This window comes from Vibrio sp. V01_P9A10T6 (assembly GCF_963877065.1).
GTDB lineage: Bacteria > Pseudomonadota > Gammaproteobacteria > Enterobacterales > Vibrionaceae > Vibrio > Vibrio anguillarum.
The window spans coordinates 1-20,085 of the sequence record NZ_CAWNTB010000044.1 but is presented as its reverse complement, the minus strand read 5'-3'; the positions used below and the strand labels follow the sequence as shown (position 1 = coordinate 20,085).

Annotated in this window: 20 protein-coding genes and 2 pseudogenes; 12 read left to right on the top strand and 10 right to left on the bottom strand. The window is 44.9% G+C overall.

The window, feature by feature from the left end:
* Positions 1 to 5 precede the first annotated feature (5 nt).
* From prfA to ybaK, 7 genes are all read left to right on the top strand, one after another.
* Positions 6 to 1,094, top strand: coding sequence for a peptide chain release factor 1 (prfA, locus tag AACQ21_RS02675; protein WP_013856266.1), 1,089 nt, complete (start codon positions 6 to 8; stop codon positions 1,092 to 1,094).
* Between the two features lie 4 nt (positions 1,095 to 1,098).
* Positions 1,099 to 1,980 carry a peptide chain release factor N(5)-glutamine methyltransferase gene (prmC, locus tag AACQ21_RS02670; RefSeq protein WP_105977206.1) on the top strand — a complete coding sequence of 294 codons (882 nt, stop codon included), beginning with the start codon at positions 1,099 to 1,101 and terminating at the stop codon, positions 1,978 to 1,980.
* Positions 1,965 to 2,348, top strand: a complete 384-nt coding sequence (locus tag AACQ21_RS02665; RefSeq protein WP_094127687.1) for a SirB2 family protein — start codon at positions 1,965 to 1,967, stop codon at positions 2,346 to 2,348. The genes prmC and AACQ21_RS02665 overlap by 16 nt, the downstream gene beginning before the upstream one ends.
* Positions 2,349 to 2,366: 18 nt before the next feature.
* Entirely contained in the window at positions 2,367 to 3,176 is an 810-nt protein-coding gene (locus AACQ21_RS02660; protein WP_088732768.1) for a SirB1 family protein, read from the top strand.
* A 22-nt stretch (positions 3,177 to 3,198) separates the two neighbouring features.
* Positions 3,199 to 4,050, top strand: a complete 852-nt coding sequence (gene kdsA / locus AACQ21_RS02655; protein WP_026028071.1) for a 3-deoxy-8-phosphooctulonate synthase — start codon at positions 3,199 to 3,201, stop codon at positions 4,048 to 4,050.
* A gap of 360 nt (positions 4,051 to 4,410) precedes the next feature.
* Positions 4,411 to 6,072, top strand: a complete 1,662-nt coding sequence (gene ushA / locus AACQ21_RS02650) for a bifunctional UDP-sugar hydrolase/5'-nucleotidase UshA (protein WP_105977205.1) — start codon at positions 4,411 to 4,413, stop codon at positions 6,070 to 6,072.
* A gap of 106 nt (positions 6,073 to 6,178) precedes the next feature.
* On the top strand, positions 6,179 to 6,655 hold the full coding sequence (gene ybaK, locus AACQ21_RS02645; protein WP_026027304.1) for a Cys-tRNA(Pro) deacylase: 477 nt from the start codon (positions 6,179 to 6,181) through the stop codon (positions 6,653 to 6,655).
* A gap of 45 nt (positions 6,656 to 6,700) precedes the next feature.
* Here the strand turns inward: ybaK and AACQ21_RS02640 are convergent, their stop codons facing one another.
* Positions 6,701 to 7,960 (bottom strand): uracil-xanthine permease family protein, encoded by a 1,260-nt coding sequence (locus tag AACQ21_RS02640; RefSeq protein WP_010320498.1) that lies wholly within the window; start codon positions 7,958 to 7,960, stop codon positions 6,701 to 6,703.
* Between the two features lie 189 nt (positions 7,961 to 8,149).
* On the opposite strand from AACQ21_RS02640, the gene AACQ21_RS02635 reads away from it, so the two are divergent.
* On the top strand, positions 8,150 to 9,295 hold the full coding sequence (locus tag AACQ21_RS02635) for a DUF2066 domain-containing protein (RefSeq protein WP_041769128.1): 1,146 nt from the start codon (positions 8,150 to 8,152) through the stop codon (positions 9,293 to 9,295).
* A gap of 101 nt (positions 9,296 to 9,396) precedes the next feature.
* Here the strand turns inward: AACQ21_RS02635 and AACQ21_RS02630 are convergent, their stop codons facing one another.
* From AACQ21_RS02630 to AACQ21_RS02615, 4 genes are read right to left on the bottom strand one after another with little or no spacing between them, the layout of a single operon-like run.
* Positions 9,397 to 9,822, bottom strand: a complete 426-nt coding sequence (locus AACQ21_RS02630; protein ID WP_374956406.1) for a DUF2069 domain-containing protein — start codon at positions 9,820 to 9,822, stop codon at positions 9,397 to 9,399.
* An 8-nt stretch (positions 9,823 to 9,830) separates the two neighbouring features.
* On the bottom strand, positions 9,831 to 10,403 hold the full coding sequence (gene wrbA / locus AACQ21_RS02625; protein ID WP_105977203.1) for an NAD(P)H:quinone oxidoreductase: 573 nt from the start codon (positions 10,401 to 10,403) through the stop codon (positions 9,831 to 9,833).
* The gene (arsC, locus tag AACQ21_RS02620) at positions 10,400 to 10,750 is read right to left on the bottom strand and encodes an arsenate reductase (glutaredoxin) (RefSeq protein ID WP_017042768.1); all 351 of its coding nucleotides are present in this window, start codon (positions 10,748 to 10,750) and stop codon (positions 10,400 to 10,402) included. The genes wrbA and arsC overlap by 4 nt, the downstream gene beginning before the upstream one ends.
* A gap of 23 nt (positions 10,751 to 10,773) precedes the next feature.
* Positions 10,774 to 12,231, bottom strand: coding sequence for a beta-barrel assembly-enhancing protease (locus AACQ21_RS02615; protein WP_105977202.1), 1,458 nt, complete (start codon positions 12,229 to 12,231; stop codon positions 10,774 to 10,776).
* Positions 12,232 to 12,425: 194 nt separating this feature from the next.
* Here AACQ21_RS02615 and AACQ21_RS02610 point away from each other — a divergent pair, with 194 nt between their 5' ends.
* The 3 genes from AACQ21_RS02610 (at position 12,426) to AACQ21_RS02600 (ending at position 15,815) form a co-directional block, all read left to right on the top strand.
* Positions 12,426 to 12,653 (top strand): sulfurtransferase TusA family protein, encoded by a 228-nt coding sequence (locus tag AACQ21_RS02610; protein WP_017042766.1) that lies wholly within the window; start codon positions 12,426 to 12,428, stop codon positions 12,651 to 12,653.
* Complete coding sequence (locus AACQ21_RS02605) at positions 12,654 to 13,730, top strand: AI-2E family transporter (RefSeq protein ID WP_017042765.1); 1,077 nt, start codon at positions 12,654 to 12,656, stop codon at positions 13,728 to 13,730.
* A 213-nt stretch (positions 13,731 to 13,943) separates the two neighbouring features.
* Entirely contained in the window at positions 13,944 to 15,815 is a 1,872-nt protein-coding gene (locus AACQ21_RS02600; RefSeq protein ID WP_017045754.1) for a methyl-accepting chemotaxis protein, read from the top strand.
* An 81-nt stretch (positions 15,816 to 15,896) separates the two neighbouring features.
* Here the strand turns inward: AACQ21_RS02600 and AACQ21_RS02595 are convergent.
* Positions 15,897 to 16,034 (bottom strand): annotated as a pseudogene (locus tag AACQ21_RS02595) (thioredoxin-dependent thiol peroxidase); the annotation flags it as partial.
* A 488-nt stretch (positions 16,035 to 16,522) separates the two neighbouring features.
* Here AACQ21_RS02595 and AACQ21_RS02590 point away from each other — a divergent pair.
* Positions 16,523 to 16,993 carry an arsenate-mycothiol transferase ArsC gene (locus AACQ21_RS02590; protein ID WP_094129690.1) on the top strand — a complete coding sequence of 157 codons (471 nt, stop codon included), beginning with the start codon at positions 16,523 to 16,525 and terminating at the stop codon, positions 16,991 to 16,993.
* A gap of 134 nt (positions 16,994 to 17,127) precedes the next feature.
* Here AACQ21_RS02590 and arsJ read toward each other — a convergent pair whose 3' ends face one another.
* The 4 genes and pseudogenes from arsJ to AACQ21_RS02570 all read right to left on the bottom strand — a co-directional run.
* The gene (gene arsJ, locus AACQ21_RS02585) at positions 17,128 to 18,354 is read right to left on the bottom strand and encodes an organoarsenical effux MFS transporter ArsJ (protein WP_176429049.1); all 1,227 of its coding nucleotides are present in this window, start codon (positions 18,352 to 18,354) and stop codon (positions 17,128 to 17,130) included.
* Positions 18,355 to 18,403: 49 nt separating this feature from the next.
* Entirely contained in the window at positions 18,404 to 18,901 is a 498-nt protein-coding gene (locus AACQ21_RS02580; RefSeq protein ID WP_094132670.1) for a cyclin-dependent kinase inhibitor 3 family protein, read from the bottom strand.
* Between the two features lie 12 nt (positions 18,902 to 18,913).
* Positions 18,914 to 19,915 (bottom strand): ArsJ-associated glyceraldehyde-3-phosphate dehydrogenase, encoded by a 1,002-nt coding sequence (locus AACQ21_RS02575; RefSeq protein ID WP_094132668.1) that lies wholly within the window; start codon positions 19,913 to 19,915, stop codon positions 18,914 to 18,916.
* Positions 19,916 to 19,936: 21 nt separating this feature from the next.
* Positions 19,937 to 20,085, bottom strand: a pseudogene (locus AACQ21_RS02570) (metalloregulator ArsR/SmtB family transcription factor); the annotation flags it as partial.

Here is a 20,085-nt window from a genome sequence, read left to right as displayed (position 1 = left end):
AAACTATGAAAGCGTCGATTTTAGTTAAGCTTGAATCCCTTGTTGAGCGTTACGAAGAGGTTCAGCGCCTGCTTGGCGAGCCTACCGTAATTAGTGATCAAAACAAATTCCGTACTTTGTCAAAAGAGTACTCTCAGCTTGAGGAAGTCACTAAATGCTTCCAAGCTTACCAACAAGCGCAAGAGGATTTGGTTGCCGCGGAAGAGATGACCAAAGAAGAAGACGCCGAGATGCGTGAGATGGCTCAAGAGGAAATCAAAATAGCCAAAGCGACGATTGAACGTCTCACTGATGAATTGCAAATTCTGTTGCTACCAAAAGATCCGAACGATGATCGCAACTGCTTCTTAGAAATTCGTGCAGGGGCGGGCGGTGATGAGGCGGGTATTTTTGCTGGCGATCTGTTCCGTATGTACAGCCGTTATGCTGAGAAAATGAGCTGGCGTATCGAAATTATGTCCGCTAGTTATGCTGAGCATGGCGGCTATAAAGAAGTGATTGCTAAAGTGAGTGGTGATGGCGCTTACGGTGTGCTTAAGTTTGAATCAGGCGGTCACCGCGTACAGCGTGTTCCGGCCACGGAATCTCAAGGCCGTGTGCATACTTCCGCTTGTACCGTCGCGATCATGCCCGAAATTCCTGAAGCCGAAATTCCAGAAATTAAAGCTAGCGATCTGAAAATTGATACTTTCCGCTCATCGGGCGCGGGTGGTCAGCACGTAAACACCACCGACTCTGCGATCCGTATTACCCACTTACCAACAGGCACGGTAGTTGAGTGTCAGGACGAGCGTTCACAGCACAAAAACAAAGCCAAAGCGATGGCCGTATTGGCCGCTCGTATTGCACAAGCGGAAGAAGCGAAGCGCGCAGCCGAAGTGTCCGATACTCGTCGTAACCTACTGGGTTCTGGTGATCGTAGCGACCGTATTCGTACTTACAACTACCCGCAAGGTCGAGTTTCCGATCATCGTATTAACTTAACCATCTATCGCCTTAATGAAGTGATGGAAGGGGATCTGCAAAGCTTGATTGATCCAATCATTCAAGAATATCAAGCAGACCAACTTGCCGCTCTTGCCGATCAACACTGATCCCATGACGTTATCTCGTATTGATGATGCGTTGAAAGCCGCGATTGCTCAACTCCAAGAAGGCGGCAGTGATTCGCCTTCTGTGGATGCAGCGGTGCTGCTTTGCTATGTACTGGATAAACCACGTTCTTATCTGCTGACTTGGCCTGAAAAGACCTTAAGCGAAACGCAGTCGCGGCAATTTTGCTCGCTGATTACGCGTCGAGTGACGGGGGAGCCTGTGGCCTATTTGGTTGGGGAACGTGAGTTTTGGTCGCTGCCACTGAAAGTTTCGCCTTCGACATTAATTCCTCGGCCGGATACTGAACGCTTGGTTGAAATTGCGTTAGAAAAAAGCCAGCAGACGCAAGGGGATATTTTGGACTTAGGCACAGGAACTGGCGCGATAGCATTAGCGTTAGCGTCCGAGCTACCTGAACGTCATGTGGTTGGTATCGACTTACGCCCAGAAGCGCAAGCCTTAGCGTTGGAAAACGCGCAGCGTTTAACTATTACCAATGTCACATTTTTACAAGGCAGTTGGTTTGAACCTTTAAAGCTCGGTACAAAGTTTGCTTTAATTGTCTCCAATCCACCGTATATTGAAGAGAATGATCCCCATCTCACGCAGGGGGATGTACGTTTTGAGCCTTTAAGTGCGCTGGTGGCCAAAGACAAAGGTTTGGCTGACATTAAACACATTGCAGAGAATGCGCGTCACTATTTGCAGCAACAAGGCTGGCTGCTGTTTGAACATGGTTATGATCAAGGGGCGGCAGTCAGAGCGTTATTTGAGTCACTCGGCTATCACCACGTAGTGACAGAAAAGGATTATGCGGGTAATGACCGAGTGACACTGGGTCAATATTCGCACTCAGAAGAGAGAGCATCATGTACGAAGGATTAAAACATTTTCATCTACTGACCATTGCGATCAGTGCACTATTGTTGTCGGTACGTTATGCCTTGATGATGATGGATTCCAAATGGCTGCAACACCCTTTTTTGAAACGTTTTCCTCACATTAACGATTCGCTGTTGTTGTTATCGGGTATCGCGTTGATTGTGATGTCTGGTTTTATCCCATTTACCCCAGCCGCACCTTGGTTAACTGAGAAGCTGACCTGTGTGATGGCGTACATTGCACTGGGCTTCTTTGCGCTCAAACTGGGTCGGAATAAGATGTTGCGTACCTTTGCTTTTTTGGGCGCATTAGGTTGGCTTGCTATGGCGGGAAAAATCGCCATCGTAAAAACGGCTATGTTTTTAGGCTAACAGCATCCGAGCGGCATTATGTTTGAATGGTTCGATGAAGATTTTGATGCAATGGAATTGGTGGAAGGGGCGCTGATCTTAAACAAGGCCGTCAATCCTGAAACTGAGGATGAATGGGCACGCCAAGAGTTGGCCCGTTTGCTTACACAAGCAAAACACGAGTTAGCTAATGAACAGGATGAAAAACAGCGTTTCGAAGCGTTGTTGCATCTGTTTTACCAACAATGGGGTTTTCGCGGTGACAGAGAGGCTTATTTTGATTCACGTAATGCCTTCATCGATAAAGTGTTGCAGCACCGCAAAGGTATTCCCGTCAGTTTAGGTGCGCTGTTGCTCTATTTTGCGCGCAAGCTAGGCTTTCCTTTACAAGGTATTACCTTTCCCACACAGTTTTTATTGCAGTTGCATTGGTGCGATGAATCACCGATTTATATTAACCCTTTTACTGGTGAAATCGTCTCATTACATATACTACAAGCGTGGTTAGTTGGGCATAAAGGGGTCTTGTCTAAGCTGAAATCGAGTCATTTGGAAGTGACAGATAATCCGACGGTGATCGGTCGTTGGCTGGCACTACTAAAGAGCGCACTATTAAGAGAAGAGCGTTATACCTTAGCGCTGCGTTGTACTGATTTAGCGCTGACTTTTGTTCCTGATGATCCGTATGAGATCCGCGATCGCGGTTTTATCTATCAGCAACTGGATTGTCACCAAATTGCCTTATCCGATTATCAATACTTTATTGATCATTGTCCGAATGATCCGGCGGCTGAGTTATTAAAAAATCAAGTTAATGCATTAAGCTTTGAAGCTATTACGCTGCATTAACCGCTAAATGAGAGAGAATAAAATGGAACAAAAAATCGTCCACGTGGGTGATATTCCCGTTGCCAACGACAAACCGTTTACTCTGTTTGCTGGAATGAACGTCCTTGAATCCCGTGATTTAGCGATGCAAATCTGTGAGCATTACGTGAAAGTGACCGATAAACTCGGTATCCCTTATGTGTTTAAAGCTTCTTTTGATAAAGCCAACCGCAGCTCTGTTCACTCTTATCGTGGCCCTGGCTTGGAAGAGGGAATGAAAATTTTCCAAGAGCTAAAAGAGACCTTTGGCGTCAAAATCATCACTGACGTGCACACGGAAGCTCAAGCTCAGCCTGTGTCTGAGGTGGTTGATGTGATTCAACTGCCAGCGTTTCTTGCTCGTCAAACTGACCTTGTCGAAGCGATGGCGAAAACAGGTGCAGTGATCAACGTGAAAAAACCACAATTTATGAGCCCTGGTCAAGTGGGCAATATCGTGGAAAAATTTGCAGAGTGCGGCAACGACAAAGTGATTTTGTGTGAACGTGGTGCTTGCCATGGCTATGATAATCTGGTCGTTGATATGTTGGGTTTTGGTGTGATGAAAAAAGTATCAAACGGCAGCCCAATTATTTTTGATGTGACCCATTCACTGCAAATGCGCGACCCTTCTGGCGCAGCTTCTGGTGGGCGTCGTGAGCAGACAGTTGAGTTAGCAAAATCAGGTCTTGCTGCCGGGATTGCGGGCCTTTTTATTGAAGCGCATCCAAACCCAGATAAAGCGCGTTGCGATGGTCCATCGGCACTGCCTTTGGATAAACTTGAACCTTTCCTTGCACAAATGAAAGCGTTAGATGATTTGATCAAGAGCTTTGCTCATATCGATATCCGCTGATTTTTTGTTGGATCTACCACTCATAATTTGGCCACCGCAAGGTGGTCAAATTTTATCGAATGTTTCCCAAACCTGTTTATCTTGTCTAAGTGCTCACTTTTCCTTATTTTTTCGTGTTTAGGAAAGGAAACGATTGCCTGTGATCCATTAAAATTTCACGTGTAACCTGTGGCAACCGTTACATTTTTGAATTGATTTTATAGTGATCAATTCTACATAAATATGAAATCAATCTGTCACCTTTGAGATGTTAATTTAAACTGGGTCAAGTTTATCGGTATGGCTTGATTTTGTGTTTGCAACGTTGACCATAACCTCCCCCTCACAAGCAGCGGATTTTTCAAGTTCAAAGGTATGATAATGAAACAACGTCTTATTCTAAAAACAGCGCTCAGCGCGGCTATTCTTACAGCCCTTATGGGTTGCGCAACTCAACCCACTCATGAGTGGAAAGAAGATACGACTTATAAACTCACCGTGTTACACACTAATGACCACCACGGTCGTTTCTGGCAAAACAAATATGGCGAGTATGGTATGGCGGCACGTAAAACGCTGATCGACGATCTTCGCTCTGATATTGAAGCTGAAGGCGGCAGCGTACTGCTTCTTTCTGGTGGCGATATTAATACCGGAGTTCCTGAATCTGATCTACAAGATGCAGAGCCTGATTTTAAAGGCATGAGCAAGATTGGTTATGATGCAATGGCGTTAGGTAACCATGAATTCGATAACCCGCTCGAGGTGTTGTTTAAGCAAAAAGAGTGGGCGAATTTCCCAATGCTGTCGGCCAACATTTACGATAAAGCGACCGGAAAACGTCTATTCCAAGCCTACCAAATGTTTGATAAACAGGGCGTGAAAATAGCGGTTATCGGTTTAACGACTGAAGATACCGCTAAAATCGGCAACCCTGAATACATTGGTGGTATTGAGTTTAGAGATCCAAAAGAAGAAGCGAAAAAACTGATCGCAGAAATTGAGAAAACGGAAAAGCCGGACCTTATTTTTGCCGTTACCCACATGGGCCATTATGAAAATGGTCAACGTGGTGTGAATGCACCGGGTGATGTTGCGCTTGCACGATACTTGGATGAAGGTTCTCTCGATATGATCGTCGGCGGCCACTCTCAAGAGCCTGTCTGCATGGAAGGCCCTAACGTGGTGAAGAAAAACTTCCATCCGGGAGATGAATGTAAGCCTGATATGCAAAACGGTACTTACATAGTGCAAGCGCATGAATGGGGTAAGTATGTTGGCCGTGCGGATTATGAATTCCGTAATGGTGAACTGAACATGGTGAGCTACAACCTGATCCCCGTAAACCTGAAGAAAAAAGTGAACGTGAATGGCGAGAGTAAGCGCGTACTGATTCAAGATCAAATCGCTGAAGATCCAGAAATGCTTAACTTTTTGCGCCCATATCAAGAACAAGGTCAAGAGAAACTGAATGTGGTCATTGCACAAAGTAATGGCAAGTTAGAAGGGGATCGCAACGTTGTGCGTTTCCAACAAACCAATTTAGGTCGTTTGATTGCACTTTCTCATATGGAACGCGCAAAAGCCGACTTTGCGGTGATGAATTCTGGTGGCGTGCGTGATTCGATTGATGCAGGAAAAATCACTTATAAAGATGTGCTTAAAGTACAACCTTTTGCCAATATTCTCACTTATACCGATATGACCGGGGCTGAAGTGTTGGATTACCTCAATGAAGTGGCGACCAAACCTGTTGATTCTGGCGCTTATGTACAATTCGCGGGGATTTCGATGACAGTGGCCAATGGTAAGGTATCGAACGTCTTTATTGGTGATAAGCAGCTCCGTTTGGACGAAACGTATCGCTTCACCGTGCCTAGCTACAATGCAGCTGGTGGTGATGGTTATCCAAAAATCTCCGATCACCCAGGTTATGTCAATACAGGCTTTGTGGACGCGGAAGTATTGAAAGATTACCTCGAAGCACACAGTCCAATTGATGTGAACCAATATGCGCCAGCGGGCGAAATTGTCTATAAGTGATAGCGCGATAAAGAGTTTGACTCATTGTGAGCAATCATTTTAACTAAAGGCGGTGCTTAGGCATCGCTTTTTTATTGGCACTAACGGTTACTTTGAGATAAGCACGATGACACCTGCGATTGATTTGGCGAAAAAGAAAAAAATTCCTCACACTCTCCATCAATATCAACATGATCCTAATCACAGCAGTTATGGTTTAGAAGCGGCTGAGGTTTTGGGACAAGATCCGAAAAAAGTGTTTAAAACACTGCTGTTTTGCTTAAATGGCGAGCCGAAAAATCTCGCTGTCGCGATTATTCCTGTTGATCAAAAATTAAACTTAAAGCGTGCGGCCAAAGCGGCTAAGTCGAAAAAAGCGGAAATGGCTAATCCAGACATAGCGCAAAAAACCACAGGTTATGTGGTCGGTGGTATTAGCCCGCTTGGGCAGAAAAAAGCACTACCGACTTTCATTCATCTCAGCGCAGAAGATCAATCGACCATCTGTGTCAGTGCAGGTAAGCGCGGTTTAGAGATTGAATTGGCACCGAGCGATCTTGCGTTATTAACGCGAGGTGAGTTTGTTGAATTGTGTCAAGAATAGAGAATGAAAATCCGGCCTCGAGTGAGGCCGGATTGACTGGCAAAATTAGTTCTTCAGTTTGATCTCTTCTTCCATCTGGGCGTTATCCACCACATGGTTTTCTCCTAAGTCATTAGGAAGGATCAAGTTTAGAATAATGGCTACGATACCGCATAAGCTGACACCTTGTAGGCTAAACTCTCCGATACCAAAGGCCATGCCGCCGATACCAAACACTAATGTCACTGCCACAATCACTAAGTTACGAGACTTGTGAAGATCGACATGATTTTTAATCAGTGTGTTTAGGCCAACCGTTGCAATTGAACCGAACAGCAAAATCATAATGCCGCCCATTACTGGAATTGGAATGGTTTGCAGTAGCGCGCCCAGCTTACCAACCAATGCTAATACAATCGCGGTGATCGCAGCCCAAGTCATGATTACTGGATTAAAGGCTTTCGTCAGCATTACGGCACCCGTCACTTCGCTGTACGTAGTGTTTGGTGGCGCACCCAGCATCGAGGCTGCGATGGTGGCAACACCGTCACCCGCAATGGTGCGATGTAGCCCAGGTTTCTTGATGTAATCTTTTCCAGTGACGTTTGAGATTGCGAGCATATCGCCCACGTGTTCGACTGCCGGAGCAATTGCAACCGGGATCATGAACAAGATCGCGTTGATGTTGAACTCAGGGAAAGTGAAGTTCGGCATTGACAGCCAAGCCGCTTGCGTAACAGGAGTAAAATCCACTACACCAAAATAGAGGCCCAAAAGATAGCCTGCAAAAATACCGCCGCAGATCGGCAACAGTTTGAGAAAACCTTTGGCAAAAACGCTAATCGTGATGGTGGTTAACAGTGAAACGCAAGAGATCCACATCGCTACATCTGAGCTAATCAGTTGTACCGAACCATCTCCAGTTTTACCTAGCGCCATGTTTACAGCAACAGGCGCAAGGCCTAAGCCAATCACCATGATCACCGGGCCAACGACCACAGGAGGTAAAATTTTGTGGATGATTTCTACGCCACGGACTTTGATGATCGCTCCCAGTAGTATGTAGACAAAACCAGCGGCCACTAAACCGCCCATCGTCGAGGCAACGCCCCAAGTTTGGATGCCAAACATAATCGGTGCAATAAAGGCAAAAGAAGAAGCAAGAAAGATGGGGACAGAGCGGCGAGTAATAAGTTGGAATAAAAGGGTACCGACACCGGCGCCAAATAGTGCAACGTTAGGATCAAGCCCAGTTAACAGCGGGACAAGAACCAGCGCACCAAATGCGACGAAGAGCATCTGTGCGCCTTGGATGGCATTTTTCATCATGATTTCCCTGAAGCAAAATAAAAATTCGCGGGATTCTATCACTTTTGCAAACGATTGCCATTGAAACTAGATCAAATAAAGTCACAAATGTTGATGAAATTATCACCGAACTCTGCCGTGGATTCCTTGCCGCGGACCGGATAGTTGCTTATCATCGACGTTCACAAAACAGATCATAGGAACAGTATGCGCTATTTAGCTATGTTGGTGATGAGCTTACTCACTCTCCCTGCTTATGCCTTAACCAAGGTCGACTTATACCATACCGAAGTCGTGATTGATCAACAGCAAGACAATGCCGACGCGAATGCTCGTATCAAAGGGATGAGCGAAGTGATTGTTCGAGCTTCGGGTGATAGGAATGCGGTGAACAATGAGGTGATTAAAAAAGCCTTAAGGCAGAATTCGCAATATTTAGCGCAAATCAGTTATGGTCAAAATGGGGCGCAATCTTCGATTGTCATGGGGTTTAGCGCACCGCATATCCGCACATTATTAACTCAAGCTCAATTACCATTTTGGCCTGAAAACCGAGCTAATGTTTTAGTCTGGTTGATTGAAGAGTCAGGTTATGACCGCAGTATCGCTTGGGAACATTCTGACACGAGTACGCTAAAACAGCTTAAAGGCGCGACTCAAACTCGCGGTTTGCCTATCACAGTGCCTGTGGGTGATTTTGATGATATTACCGGTGTGGAAGTATCGGATTTGTGGGGCGGTTTCGTACAGCCTATCAGCATGGCTAGCCAACGTTATCCAACCGATGCTGTATTGGTGGTCAGAGTGCAAAGTAATGGTGTGCGTTGGAGTTTGTATGATCAACCCGCCGCTCAAATGGCACAAGCCACGAAAGCGCCACTGTCTGGTCAAGCGTCTGGTGACGATGCCATTGAACAAATGGTCGATCAATTGAGTGATTACTATGCAAGAAAGAGCTCGGTTATCGTGGCCAGTGAATCCTCTTCTTCGCTGCTTGCTCGTTTTAGCCCGATTGATGATGCAATGGATTTCTTTACCTTGGAGAATAAGTTGAAGCGCTTAAGTTCTGTTGCTTCTTTGGACATTCTCAAGATTCAAGGTGAGGAAATCACTTTCGAAGTGCATTTGTTGGCTTCAGAGTCCGAGTTTGAGCAAGAAGTGCTACGCATGGGCAAAGTCGCTAAAATTGATGACCCACAGCCAGAGAGTGTGCCAACACAGCTTACCCCAGCAGCAGAGGTTGATGATTCTGCTGTGGAGTCAGGCTCTTTGCAAGTCACACCTGAACCGTCATTATCTCAGGCCATCACTGAACCAGTGAAGCGAGTGCTCTCTTTTGAGTGGCAAGCGTAAAGTACTCAGTCACCTCTTGAACAAATGCTGAGATAATCAAAAAGAGCCCATCAGGGCTCTTTTTGTATGAGAAGAATAGGCAATCCTGTCATGGATTGACTCTATGGTTGATTATCGTGGGTAAAATTGGCTTTCTCTTGTTTTTCTACTTCAGATAGACGCTTGAGTTTCAGTCCGAGCTCTTTACCGCGATGGCGAGCATACAAGGTATTACCGACAAAAGCGGCAAATGTAAGTAGCAGTTCCACTACCGCTAACCAGCGCTCCTCTCCATCAACATAAATCAGCGTCAATGCGTGTAGAAAGTAGAGCATTAAAACAAAGTTGGCCCAGGCGTGAGTGTAGGGTTTTCCGGCCAAAATTCCCGGTAATGGTAAAAGCAGTGGGATAACCCATGCAATGGCCAATGCAACATGATTAAGATGAGGGTGAGGAGAGAGCGAGAATTGCCATAAAACCACCCATATAATTAGGGATAAGTTACTCAGTAAAGCTAGCCATCGGTACTGCTTGGTGCTTGGCATCATTTCTGCCGTCATAATCTGTCCTTTAATCGGCTGGCTAGCATTGCCAGCCGTTTTCCTAAATTTTTAGCCAGTTCACTTTCGTGCGTAGTGAGTTGTGGCGAGTGTGTTGCGACATGGCTTGCACCATATGGCGTGCCTCCAGAGGTTGTGGTATGCAGTGCAGGCTCTGAATAAGGGATGCCAACGATTAACATGCCATGATGCATCAGTGGCAGCATCATACTCTGTTGCGTACTCTCTTGGCCGCCATGCAAAGAGGATGAAGAAGTAAACACGCAAGCGGGTTTATCAATTAATGCGCCGCTAATCCATAAAGGGGTCGTTTGGTCCCAAAAATGCTTCAGTGGCGCGGCCATATTGCCAAACCAGACTGGGCTGCCAAAAGCCAAACCAGCACATTGCTTTAACTCATCCAGAGTCAGGTAGGGATCGGTCGTTTGCTCTGCATGATTGTCTAGCGCCGGAACGGTGCGCAAGAGCGCTGTCGCGCCTTGTGCTTCAATTCCGCGTGCGATTTGCCTTGCCAGTGCTTGCGTTGAACCGTGCCTGCTGTAATAAAGTACGACGACTTTAATACTCATAAAATCTCAAGTACTTGCTCTGGTGGACGGCCGTGGCGCGCTTTACCATTGGCGACAACAATGGGACGCTCAATCAACTTAGGGTGCGCGGCCATGGCTGAAAATAGTTGATCATCAGTAAGTGCATCATCACTTAGGCCAAGTTCTTTATAGAGATCTTCTTTGGTGCGCATCATATCACGAACCTGTTGTAGCCCGAGTTGAGCGTACAAGGTTTTCAACTGTTCGATGGTTGGCGCTTGGTCTAAATATTTGATGATCTGTGGCTTTAACTGGCGGTCTTCTAGTAGTGCCAGAGTTTCACGACTTTTTGAGCATTTAGGGTTGTGATAAATCACGACTGACATAACTTCTCCTCGTTGTATTGTGATTATTGGAGTGATAAGAATCGGTCTCGTTGCACCATCAATTGGTCAATGCGTGCATCGTAGCGAGCTTGTTCTAAGCTGCCAAGTTCGGCGAGTTGACTTGCTTGAGTGTAATATTGAATCGCTTTATTCCAATTAGCTTTGAGCGCTAAAAGCTCCGCTCGCGCGGCGAGATCTTCTTGGCTATTGCCAATGCCGATATTCGCTTCTGATAGCAAATGCCAGCCGTTGGTATCATTAGGGTTGTCATGGGTGTAGCGCTGCAATACCCGAATGGCATCAGACAATTTATCTTGTTTTAACAAGCTGTTGGCGTAGTTAATTGTTAAGGTTGGATTGTTCGGTTTCTGTTTTAGCGCCTTTTCGAGCAAGGTTTGGGCTTTGGCCGCTTGATTTAGAGCGATATCGAGATCGGCCATCGCATCAAGATAGAAATTGTTTGTTGGGTCTTGTGCAACCAGCTTTGATAAAATCGCCTCTGATTTATCAAATTGCTTGCTATCGAGATAAACCAAGGCTTTGCCATATTGGAAGGCTGGCGCGAGAGTCGCACTCTCTTTTTTCTCCGCACGCTTAAACCAATCAAGAGCGGCTTCATTATCAATCCCAGCATAGCGAGCAACAATTCGCGAGCGTGTTAAATGGTAATCCAATGAAGGTTGAAGGCGCATAGGCGGGTAGTGTTGGGCGCGCTCACGGCTGTCGGTAATACGATCTTCTGGCAGCGGATGGGTTAGTAACATCGGTGGCGGTTTACTAGCGTAACGATATTCATCAGCGAGGCGGCCAAAAAACCTTGGCATGGCTTGGGCATCAAACCCCGCTTTGGCTAGCGTTGCAATACCAAATCGGTCAGCCTCTTTTTCATTACTGCGCGTATAGTTTATTTGGCTTTGCATACTGCCTGCAGTGGTGGCGGTAATGGCGGCAATGCCCACTTCAGGTGCCGCAATGGCCAGTAACAAAGAGCCCGCCAATGCGGCGATTGTTGCTGGTGAGCGTCTGGCTTGGTCTTCCATACTGCGTGCTAAATGGCGCTGCGTGACGTGGGCAATTTCGTGCGAAAGAACCGAAGCGAGTTCGCTTTCTGTTTGTGCATGCAAAAACAGCCCAGAGTGCAACGCAACATAACCGCCAAAGAAGGCAAACGCATTGATGTTGCGATCGCGGATCATAAAAAAGGTAAACGGCGTTTTTACATCGTTGGCATTGGCAACCAATTTGTGCCCTAGGCTATCAATGTACTCGTTGATCACCGGATCATTGACGATAGGCTGGCTGTTACGCAGCATGCGCATATAAGCATCACCATAAATAAGCTCTTGATCAATCGTCAAGGTCGAACCTGCTACTGTCCCAATGTCCGGTAGCTCTATGGTGTCGGCATAGCTCAAGGAAGGGGCGTTTATCGCCACAGTAATACAGAGGAAAAGTAAGGATCGAGCGCGTTTAAACTTCATATTTGTCAGTGATATTCCGTGATCTTCTTGTCTGTATGACATTGAATGTGTGAATTGGTTTCCAACTCAAAATAACGGCCAAAAATTGTAGAGAGAGAAGAGTAAGCTAGCCGGTGTTTGAGTATCGATAAACACTGGCATGCCAGTCAAAACTCGATACAATGGCAGGCCTATATTAAGCATTGAGCAGAAGAATGGAACCAAATATTCTGGATTTACGCCAGCAGCGTTGTCCGATGGCTTTATTACTTGCGAAGCGTCACACTGTTCAATTGGTTTTGGGTGAGGTATTAGACATTTGGCTTAACGACGTCAGCTCAGGACAGGATATAGAAAAATATTTGTCTGCGCATGGCTTTCGTTGCCAGTGGAACACGTCACCCGGCTATTTTTGGCTAAAAGTAATTAAGGAACTCGATTAAATGTTTGAAATGGTAACTCGTTGGTATCAAAGACGCTTTTCTGATCCTCATGCCGTTAGTCTGGTTGCTATTCTGTTTTTTGGTTTTGTAACGATATATTTCTTCGGCCATTTGATTGCGCCGCTGCTTGTGGCCATTGTGTTGGCGTATTTACTTGAGTGGCCAGTAATGCAATTGCGCCGTTTTGGGCTTCCTAGGTCCGTTTCCGTAATTTTGGTGATTTTGCTGTTTGTCGGTTTGATGCTGCTGGCTATCTTTGGTTTAGTACCAACCATTTGGAAACAGGTTGGTAATTTAATCAATGACATTCCTAACATGTATGCAGGGTTGCAAAGCTTCATTTTGAGTATTCCTGAACGTTACCCTGAACTCGATAACTTACAGATTGTTGAGTCGGTGATAAGCAATGCGAAGAACCAGGCTTTAGGTATGGGGGAAAGTGTCGTTAAAGGGTCACTTGCTTCTCTTGTGAGTTTGGCTACCTTGGGTGTCTATCTCATTTTAGTGCCGTTGCTGGTCTTCTTTTTATTGAAAGATAAGAATGAAATGCTGCGAATGACCAGTGGGTTGTTGCCACGCAACCGTAAACTCGCGGCTAAAGTATGGCAAGAGATGAACCAACAAATCTCAAACTACATCCGTGGAAAAGTGTTAGAAATACTGATTGTTGGTAGTATCAGTTACGTCACTTTCGCCATTCTTGATTTACGTTATTCGGTGCTACTTGCTGTGGCTGTGGGTCTATCGGTTTTGATCCCTTATATTGGCGCGGCCGCTGTGACGGTGCCAGTTGCCATCGTCGGTCTCTTCCAATGGGGCATGACTCCGCCGTTTTACACATTATTAATTGCTTATGGCATCATCCAAGCTTTGGATGGCAACGTATTGGTTCCCGTTCTATTTTCTGAAGCCGTTAATCTACATCCCGTTGCTATCATTGTCGCGGTGTTAGTCTTTGGTGGGCTATGGGGGTTTTGGGGCGTATTTTTTGCAATTCCTCTTGCCACTCTAGTAAAAGCAGTATGGCATGCTTTGCCCAGCACTGATGAACCTGTTGTTGAGGCTGAATCACCCTAAAATCACTGAATTATAAATAAAAAATAGAGAGTAAACAGAATCTCTAAGGAAGCCTAAACCGTAATCGTTTTAGGCTTTTTTTTGCCAAATAGTAAATATTGATTAGACTGAACTAAGTGGATGTGTAAAAAAGCTATAGATTTTTTGTAACTTGGCGATAACTAACTATAACCACAAAAATGATAATTAATTTGGCATCAATGAGGGATACTTATGAAGTTTAGCCAAAAAATAGTTGCAGCTTCTTCTGCACTTCTGCTTGTTACCGTCTCGCTTATTTCCATTCAGCAACTGAGCATTGTTCGCTCGGAAATAGAATCCCTAGTTACAAAAAGTCTGAATGAAATGGAAGCAGGGGTTAAAAACACCATTGTTTCTGAAATGGAAAGCAAAAAATCCTTGGCTCAGTCAATGACTGAGGTGATTGAGCTTGATCCGCTCAACCGGGATTACGTTAAAAACATTCTTGAAAAACCGAAGTTGAAAAAAAGCTTTTTAGCCATAGGGTTAGGGTATGAATCCGATGGCAAAGTGGTGGAGAATGATGACGGTTGGGAGCCAAGCGCCGATTACGATCCTCGCAAGCGCCCTTGGTTTGTGGATGCTAAAGCATCGAAAAAGCTTATCGTTACAGCGCCGTATGTCGATATTTCTACCAAAAATGTGATCATTTCTATTGGTACGCCTATTTACGATCAAGGTCGATTCTCTGGTGCCATGTTCTACGATATGGAATTGACGGGTTTAGCTGAATTGGTGAACTCTATTAATTTATTCGATGCGGGTTACCTCTTTATTGTTTCAGGTGACGGAGCGACGATTGCCCACCCTGATACCAAAAATAATGGTGAGAAGTTATCGACTTATTTACCGCAAGTGACTCTGAAAGAGGGGGACCAACAGATTGAAATTGATGGTACCCGTTATCTCGTCAGCTTCACTCATATTCCAAGTGAGAACTGGTACATCGGTGCGATTGTTGATGAATCCATCGCCTTCAATGCGATTGGCGTATTACGCAATAGCTCTATTATCTATACGTTAATTGGGCTTGTGTTGAGTGTGATTGGCTTGACGCTACTGATTAAAGTGTTAATGCGTCCATTAGGTGTGCTCAATGAAGCGATTCAAGATGTCGCCTCAGGGCAGGGGGATTTAACCAAACGCTTGGATACCAATACGGACCAAGAGTTTGCTCAACTCGCATCAGGGTTTAATACCTTTACTGAGACGCTGCAAAAGCAGATCACGCAATCAAAAGCGATTGGTGAAGAGATCATGCGTGGCACAGAGCTCACGGTGCAAGGTGCTCATGAGTCAGCAGAAGCGATGCGCACTCAGTTACAAGAGTTAGAGCAACTAGCCACTGCAATGCACGAAATGGCAGTGACATCGACAGAAGTTGCCAATAATGCGCAAGGTGCAGCAGCAGCGGCGAAAGAAGCCGATGAAGCAACGCAAGATGGTTCCAGTGTGGTCAGTGAAACGACATTGTCGATCGACAATTTATCGGCCCGTATTGACCAAGCGGTGGAAGAGGTGAAAGGCCTAGAGTCCGCGACGGCAAATATTGAAACTATTTTGAAAGTGATTAATGACATTGCTGATCAAACTAACTTGCTTGCCTTAAACGCGGCGATTGAAGCGGCTCGAGCGGGTGAATCTGGCCGTGGCTTTGCCGTTGTTGCTGATGAAGTGCGTACACTAGCTCAGCGCACTCAGCAATCGACCACCGAAATTCGTAGTATGATTGAGCAATTACAAGCAGGAGCGAGTTCGGTTTCTTCGGCTATGAATGAAAGTAAAACGACGGCTGTTGATGCGGTGAATAAAGCGAAAACGGCAAATTCGGCATTGAACCGTATTCGTGATGCGATACAAGTGATTTCGGACATGAATATCCAAATTGCATCTGCGGCAGAAGAGCAAAGCCTTGTGGCTGAAGAGATCAACACCAATACAGTGAAGATTAAAGATTTGTCGACGCAAGTGGCACAATCTGCTGAAGAAGCCAATATCGCAATGCAGGTTCAAACGGAAAACGTTCGTGAGCAAGATGCCCTGCTCAATAAGTTCATTGTGTAATTACACATCAACTTTTGATTAGTCGCGTTACAAAAATGCCAGTATTAAGAACTGGCATTTTTTATTTCAGTCGAGTTTTGATTATTGGGCGTTTAGATAACCAAGTACCACTTCATGGTGATCTTTGGTTTTGAATTTATCAAAAACCTGTTCAATGATACCTTGCTCGTTAATTAAAAAGCTAATCCGGTGTAGACCATCATAAACTTTGCCCATGAAAACGCACCCTTGGAAATATGCTAAGACATAAATTTTGACGATTCTTAATAAAGTCTATCTTTAACAATGAGTTAAGTTAATAAATTTCTTGTTTAAACCCTAATTATAGCAGTTGTCATATTTTTTTGTAAATTGGGCTATTTTTGACGCTTTTCGAAGCGGGAACTTGTCATAAAAAGTTTAGGCGATTTTATAAGATGAAGCTGATTTTCATTGCGACAGAATCGCTCGGTGATCACACACATGACTCTGAGCCTGTAACTCATTTGTGGACAGAACTGTTTTATACTTCCTGCTAATTTACTGAACCATCAATTATCTAAAGTATGGCAAAATTTATTGCGCAATATTGATTGATAGTGCAGACGACTCGCTTTCTCTGCGTATTTCCATGAGTTAGCTCATGCCTATTTTCAATAGTCAACAAACTGTAATGAAAGCATGATAAATGTCGAATTTAGTAATCCTAAACATCTACAGGGCAATTGATGAAAATATTATTTGTGTGCAAACATAATGCAAGCAGAAGCATTTTGGCTGAAGCAATTGCAAAAAAATACCTGCCTGAAAATTTCCAAATCGCAAGTGGTGGTAGCCATCCTAAGGGTCAGATCAATCCTCGTATTGCACAATACCTTGAAATGCATGGCTTTGATGCCTCTGAGTTTCACAGTACGTCATGGGAAGAAAGGCTTAGCTTCCATCCAGATCTAATAATTACTGTGTGTGACACAATGCACAATGAAACTTGCCCAAACTGGTTATCTGCTGGTATTCGTGTTGCTTGGGATCTTGAGCCATTGCCTAATGATGAAGCTTCAGTCTCCGAATTTAACAAGCAGTGCGATAAAGTATACTCCTCTCTAAAACGAAGAATTGGAGCTCTTGCAAACATCGATTTTCAAAATCTCGATTCTGAAGAAATAAAACAGCATGTGCTCGATCTGAAATCAATGTAGATAAGTGTATACGTAACGAACTGATACTACTTCATTAACGTTTTTTACAGCTCTCGCTTATTCGATGACTTGAGGTTAAAAAATAATGCCAGCAATCGTAGCTGGCATTGGTGAACAAATCTGCTTAGTTTTATTTATTGCTGAGCCAGTTTTTGATTTGTACCTATAGGCAGCCAAAACGAAATAATGGTCGTTAATGCTAAGAAGGCAAAGGATACCCATAGACAGGCTGAGAACCCCCACATTTGGAACACCCATCCAGATAGAATCGTCCCTATCAAGCGCCCCATTGCGTTTGCCATGTAGTAGAAACCGACGTCCAGAGACACACCATCGCCCTTGGCATAGCTGACAATTAAGTATGAGTGCAGTGATGAGTTCACAGCAAACACAGCACCAAAAATCATCAATCCAACGACAATAACCACTTCTGGGTGCCATTGCTGCTGAACACTGTAAGCAATTACGCCAGTCACTATAGACAATACCAACGCCCACACTATCGCGGCTTTACCATCTGGAGTATACCCCGATTTACTGCCTGTTATCTTTGGTGCAATTCCTTGAATGATTCCGTAACCGATCACCCAAATAGCCAGGAATCCACCTACGGCGCTATGATCCCATCCAAACACAGATCCCAGATAGATAGGCAGTGCAATCACAAACCAAACATCACGCGCACCAAACAGGAACATACGAGCAGCGGATAGAATGTTTACGCTGCTAGATTTGGAAAAAATTTCAGAGAACTTAGGTTTATTTTTCGCTTTGCCCAGGTCGGATTTAAGGCTAATCACACTGCCGATAAAGACCAGTAAAAGAACACCAGCCATCGCAGCTACCGCATATTGGAAGCCAATCATCGATAACAACGCACCACCTAAGAAAAATCCTGCACCTTTTAGCGCGTTTTTAGAGCCTGTAAGTATGGCGATCCACTTATACAATGCTCCTTGCGCATTCTCTGGCACTAAGGTTTTGATGGAGCTTTTCGCACTCATTTTGTTTAGGTCTTTGGCAATACCTGACAAGGCTTGTGCCGCCATGACCCATGGAATCGAGAGCCAACTTGCAGGGACAGCCAGCATTGACAGAGCGATGATTTGCACTCCCAAACCGATATTCATCGTTCGGTTCAACCCAAGACGAGCACCTAGCCAGCCACCGATGAGGTTAGTGACGACGCCAAAGAATTCATAAAAAAGAAACAGGGAGGCGATCTCTAAGGTTGAATACCCCAAATCATAAAAATAGAGCACCACCAACATGCGTAATGCGCCATCGGTAACAGTGAAGTTCCAATAGTTAAATGTGACCAACATGTACTGGCGGACATTTTGGTTGAGTTTAGACAACATATTCACTCTCTTTAAAAAAAGAGCCGCCTAAGGCAGCTCTTCAAGGCTTCTATTGATTAGCAAATTGGTGGATGTACTCAACTTGTACATCTTTGGTAAATGCGCCAGGTCTTAACGACTGGACATGGGTGATGATTTCTTGCAGCTCCCAACCTTTCTCTAGCAAAAGATGGGCAGCAAGCAAACCTGTCCGTCCCGATCCCCCCATGCAATGCATCGCTATCTTTTCGCCATGTTCTATAGCTTTGTGTAGCGAAGGGGATATATGTTTCCAGCGAGCCTGAAAATCTTCACCTGGAGCACAGTCATCTTCTATCGGTGTGTGAAACCATTGCAAACCTGCTTTTTCGACAATATTAGGCAGATCGCCAACGCCTTTTTCTTGCATCTCATGAGTGCTCAGTGCCGTAACAACGATGGTTACACCTTGAGACTTTAGTTGATCAATACTGTCACTCAGCGACGCTTCTTTAGTGCCAGGACAAGGAGTCAGTATTAACGCTGCGTTATTGTCTTCAACAGGCAGTTCCCACGTAGGATGTGTCATTGGTTTGATTCCTTATGCTAGGCCGACTTTACGAACAAGTTCTGCGGTACGTGTTGCGTAACCCATTTCGTTGTCATACCACGCATAGATTTTCACCATACGCTTGCCAACAACCATAGTCGAAAGCGCATCGACAATCGTTGAACGTTGGTCGCTTTTGTAATCAATAGAAACAAGAGGGCGCTCTTCGAAACCAAGTATGCCTTTCAGCTCATTCTGCGACGCTTCTTTAAGTAAATCGTTCACCTCTTCAGCCGTGGTGTCACGCTTAACATCAAAAATAATATCGGTTAATGAGGCGTTAGCTAACGGCACACGCACTGCATGACCATCAATTTTTCCTTTAAGTTCAGGAAAAATTTCGATAATCGCTTTCGCAGAACCTGTGGTCGTTGGGATCAAACTCATACCACAAGCACGCGCACGGCGAAGGTCTTTATGCGGTGCATCCAAAATGGTTTGCGTGTTGGTCAAGTCGTGAATGGTCGTAAACGATGAGTGTTCAATACCAAGTTGCTCGTGAATCACTTTGACGATAGGCGCAATGCAGTTGGTAGTACAAGACGCAGCGGTCACAATCTGGTGTTTCTCTGGATCAAAAATGTGATCGTTCACACCAACCACAATGTTAGCAATCCCATCTTCTTTGACTGGCGCGGAAACAACCACGCGTTTAACACCTTGCGCTAAATACTGATTCAAAAACTCAGATTTGCGGTGTTTGCCTGTTGCTTCGATGACCACATCACAACCAGACCAATCGACATCACTGATCGCTTTTTGTTGTGAGGTACGAATAACCTGACCGTTGGCAATGATCGCATTACCGTCGCTTGTCACTTCATGATGCCAACGGCCTTGTATTGAATCAAATTCGAGCAAATGAGCCAAGGTCGCCGCGTCACCCGCAACATCGTTAATCTGGATAAATTCGATCTCAGGCCAATCAAATGAGGCTCTTAATGCTAAACGACCAATACGACCAAACCCGTTAATTCCGACTTTAATAGACATTTTTATTTCCTTTTATCCATTCTAAACACAGCATTCTGGGCGAGATTTCATCTCTGCCAGCCTTTGCATATCCTGTTGGTATTCTTGTTTCAGGCAGTTGGACTCCACCAGCCCTTGAATTTGTTTTCTCATCCATCCGGGCAGTTGGTCCGAGAGCCGATAAAACACCC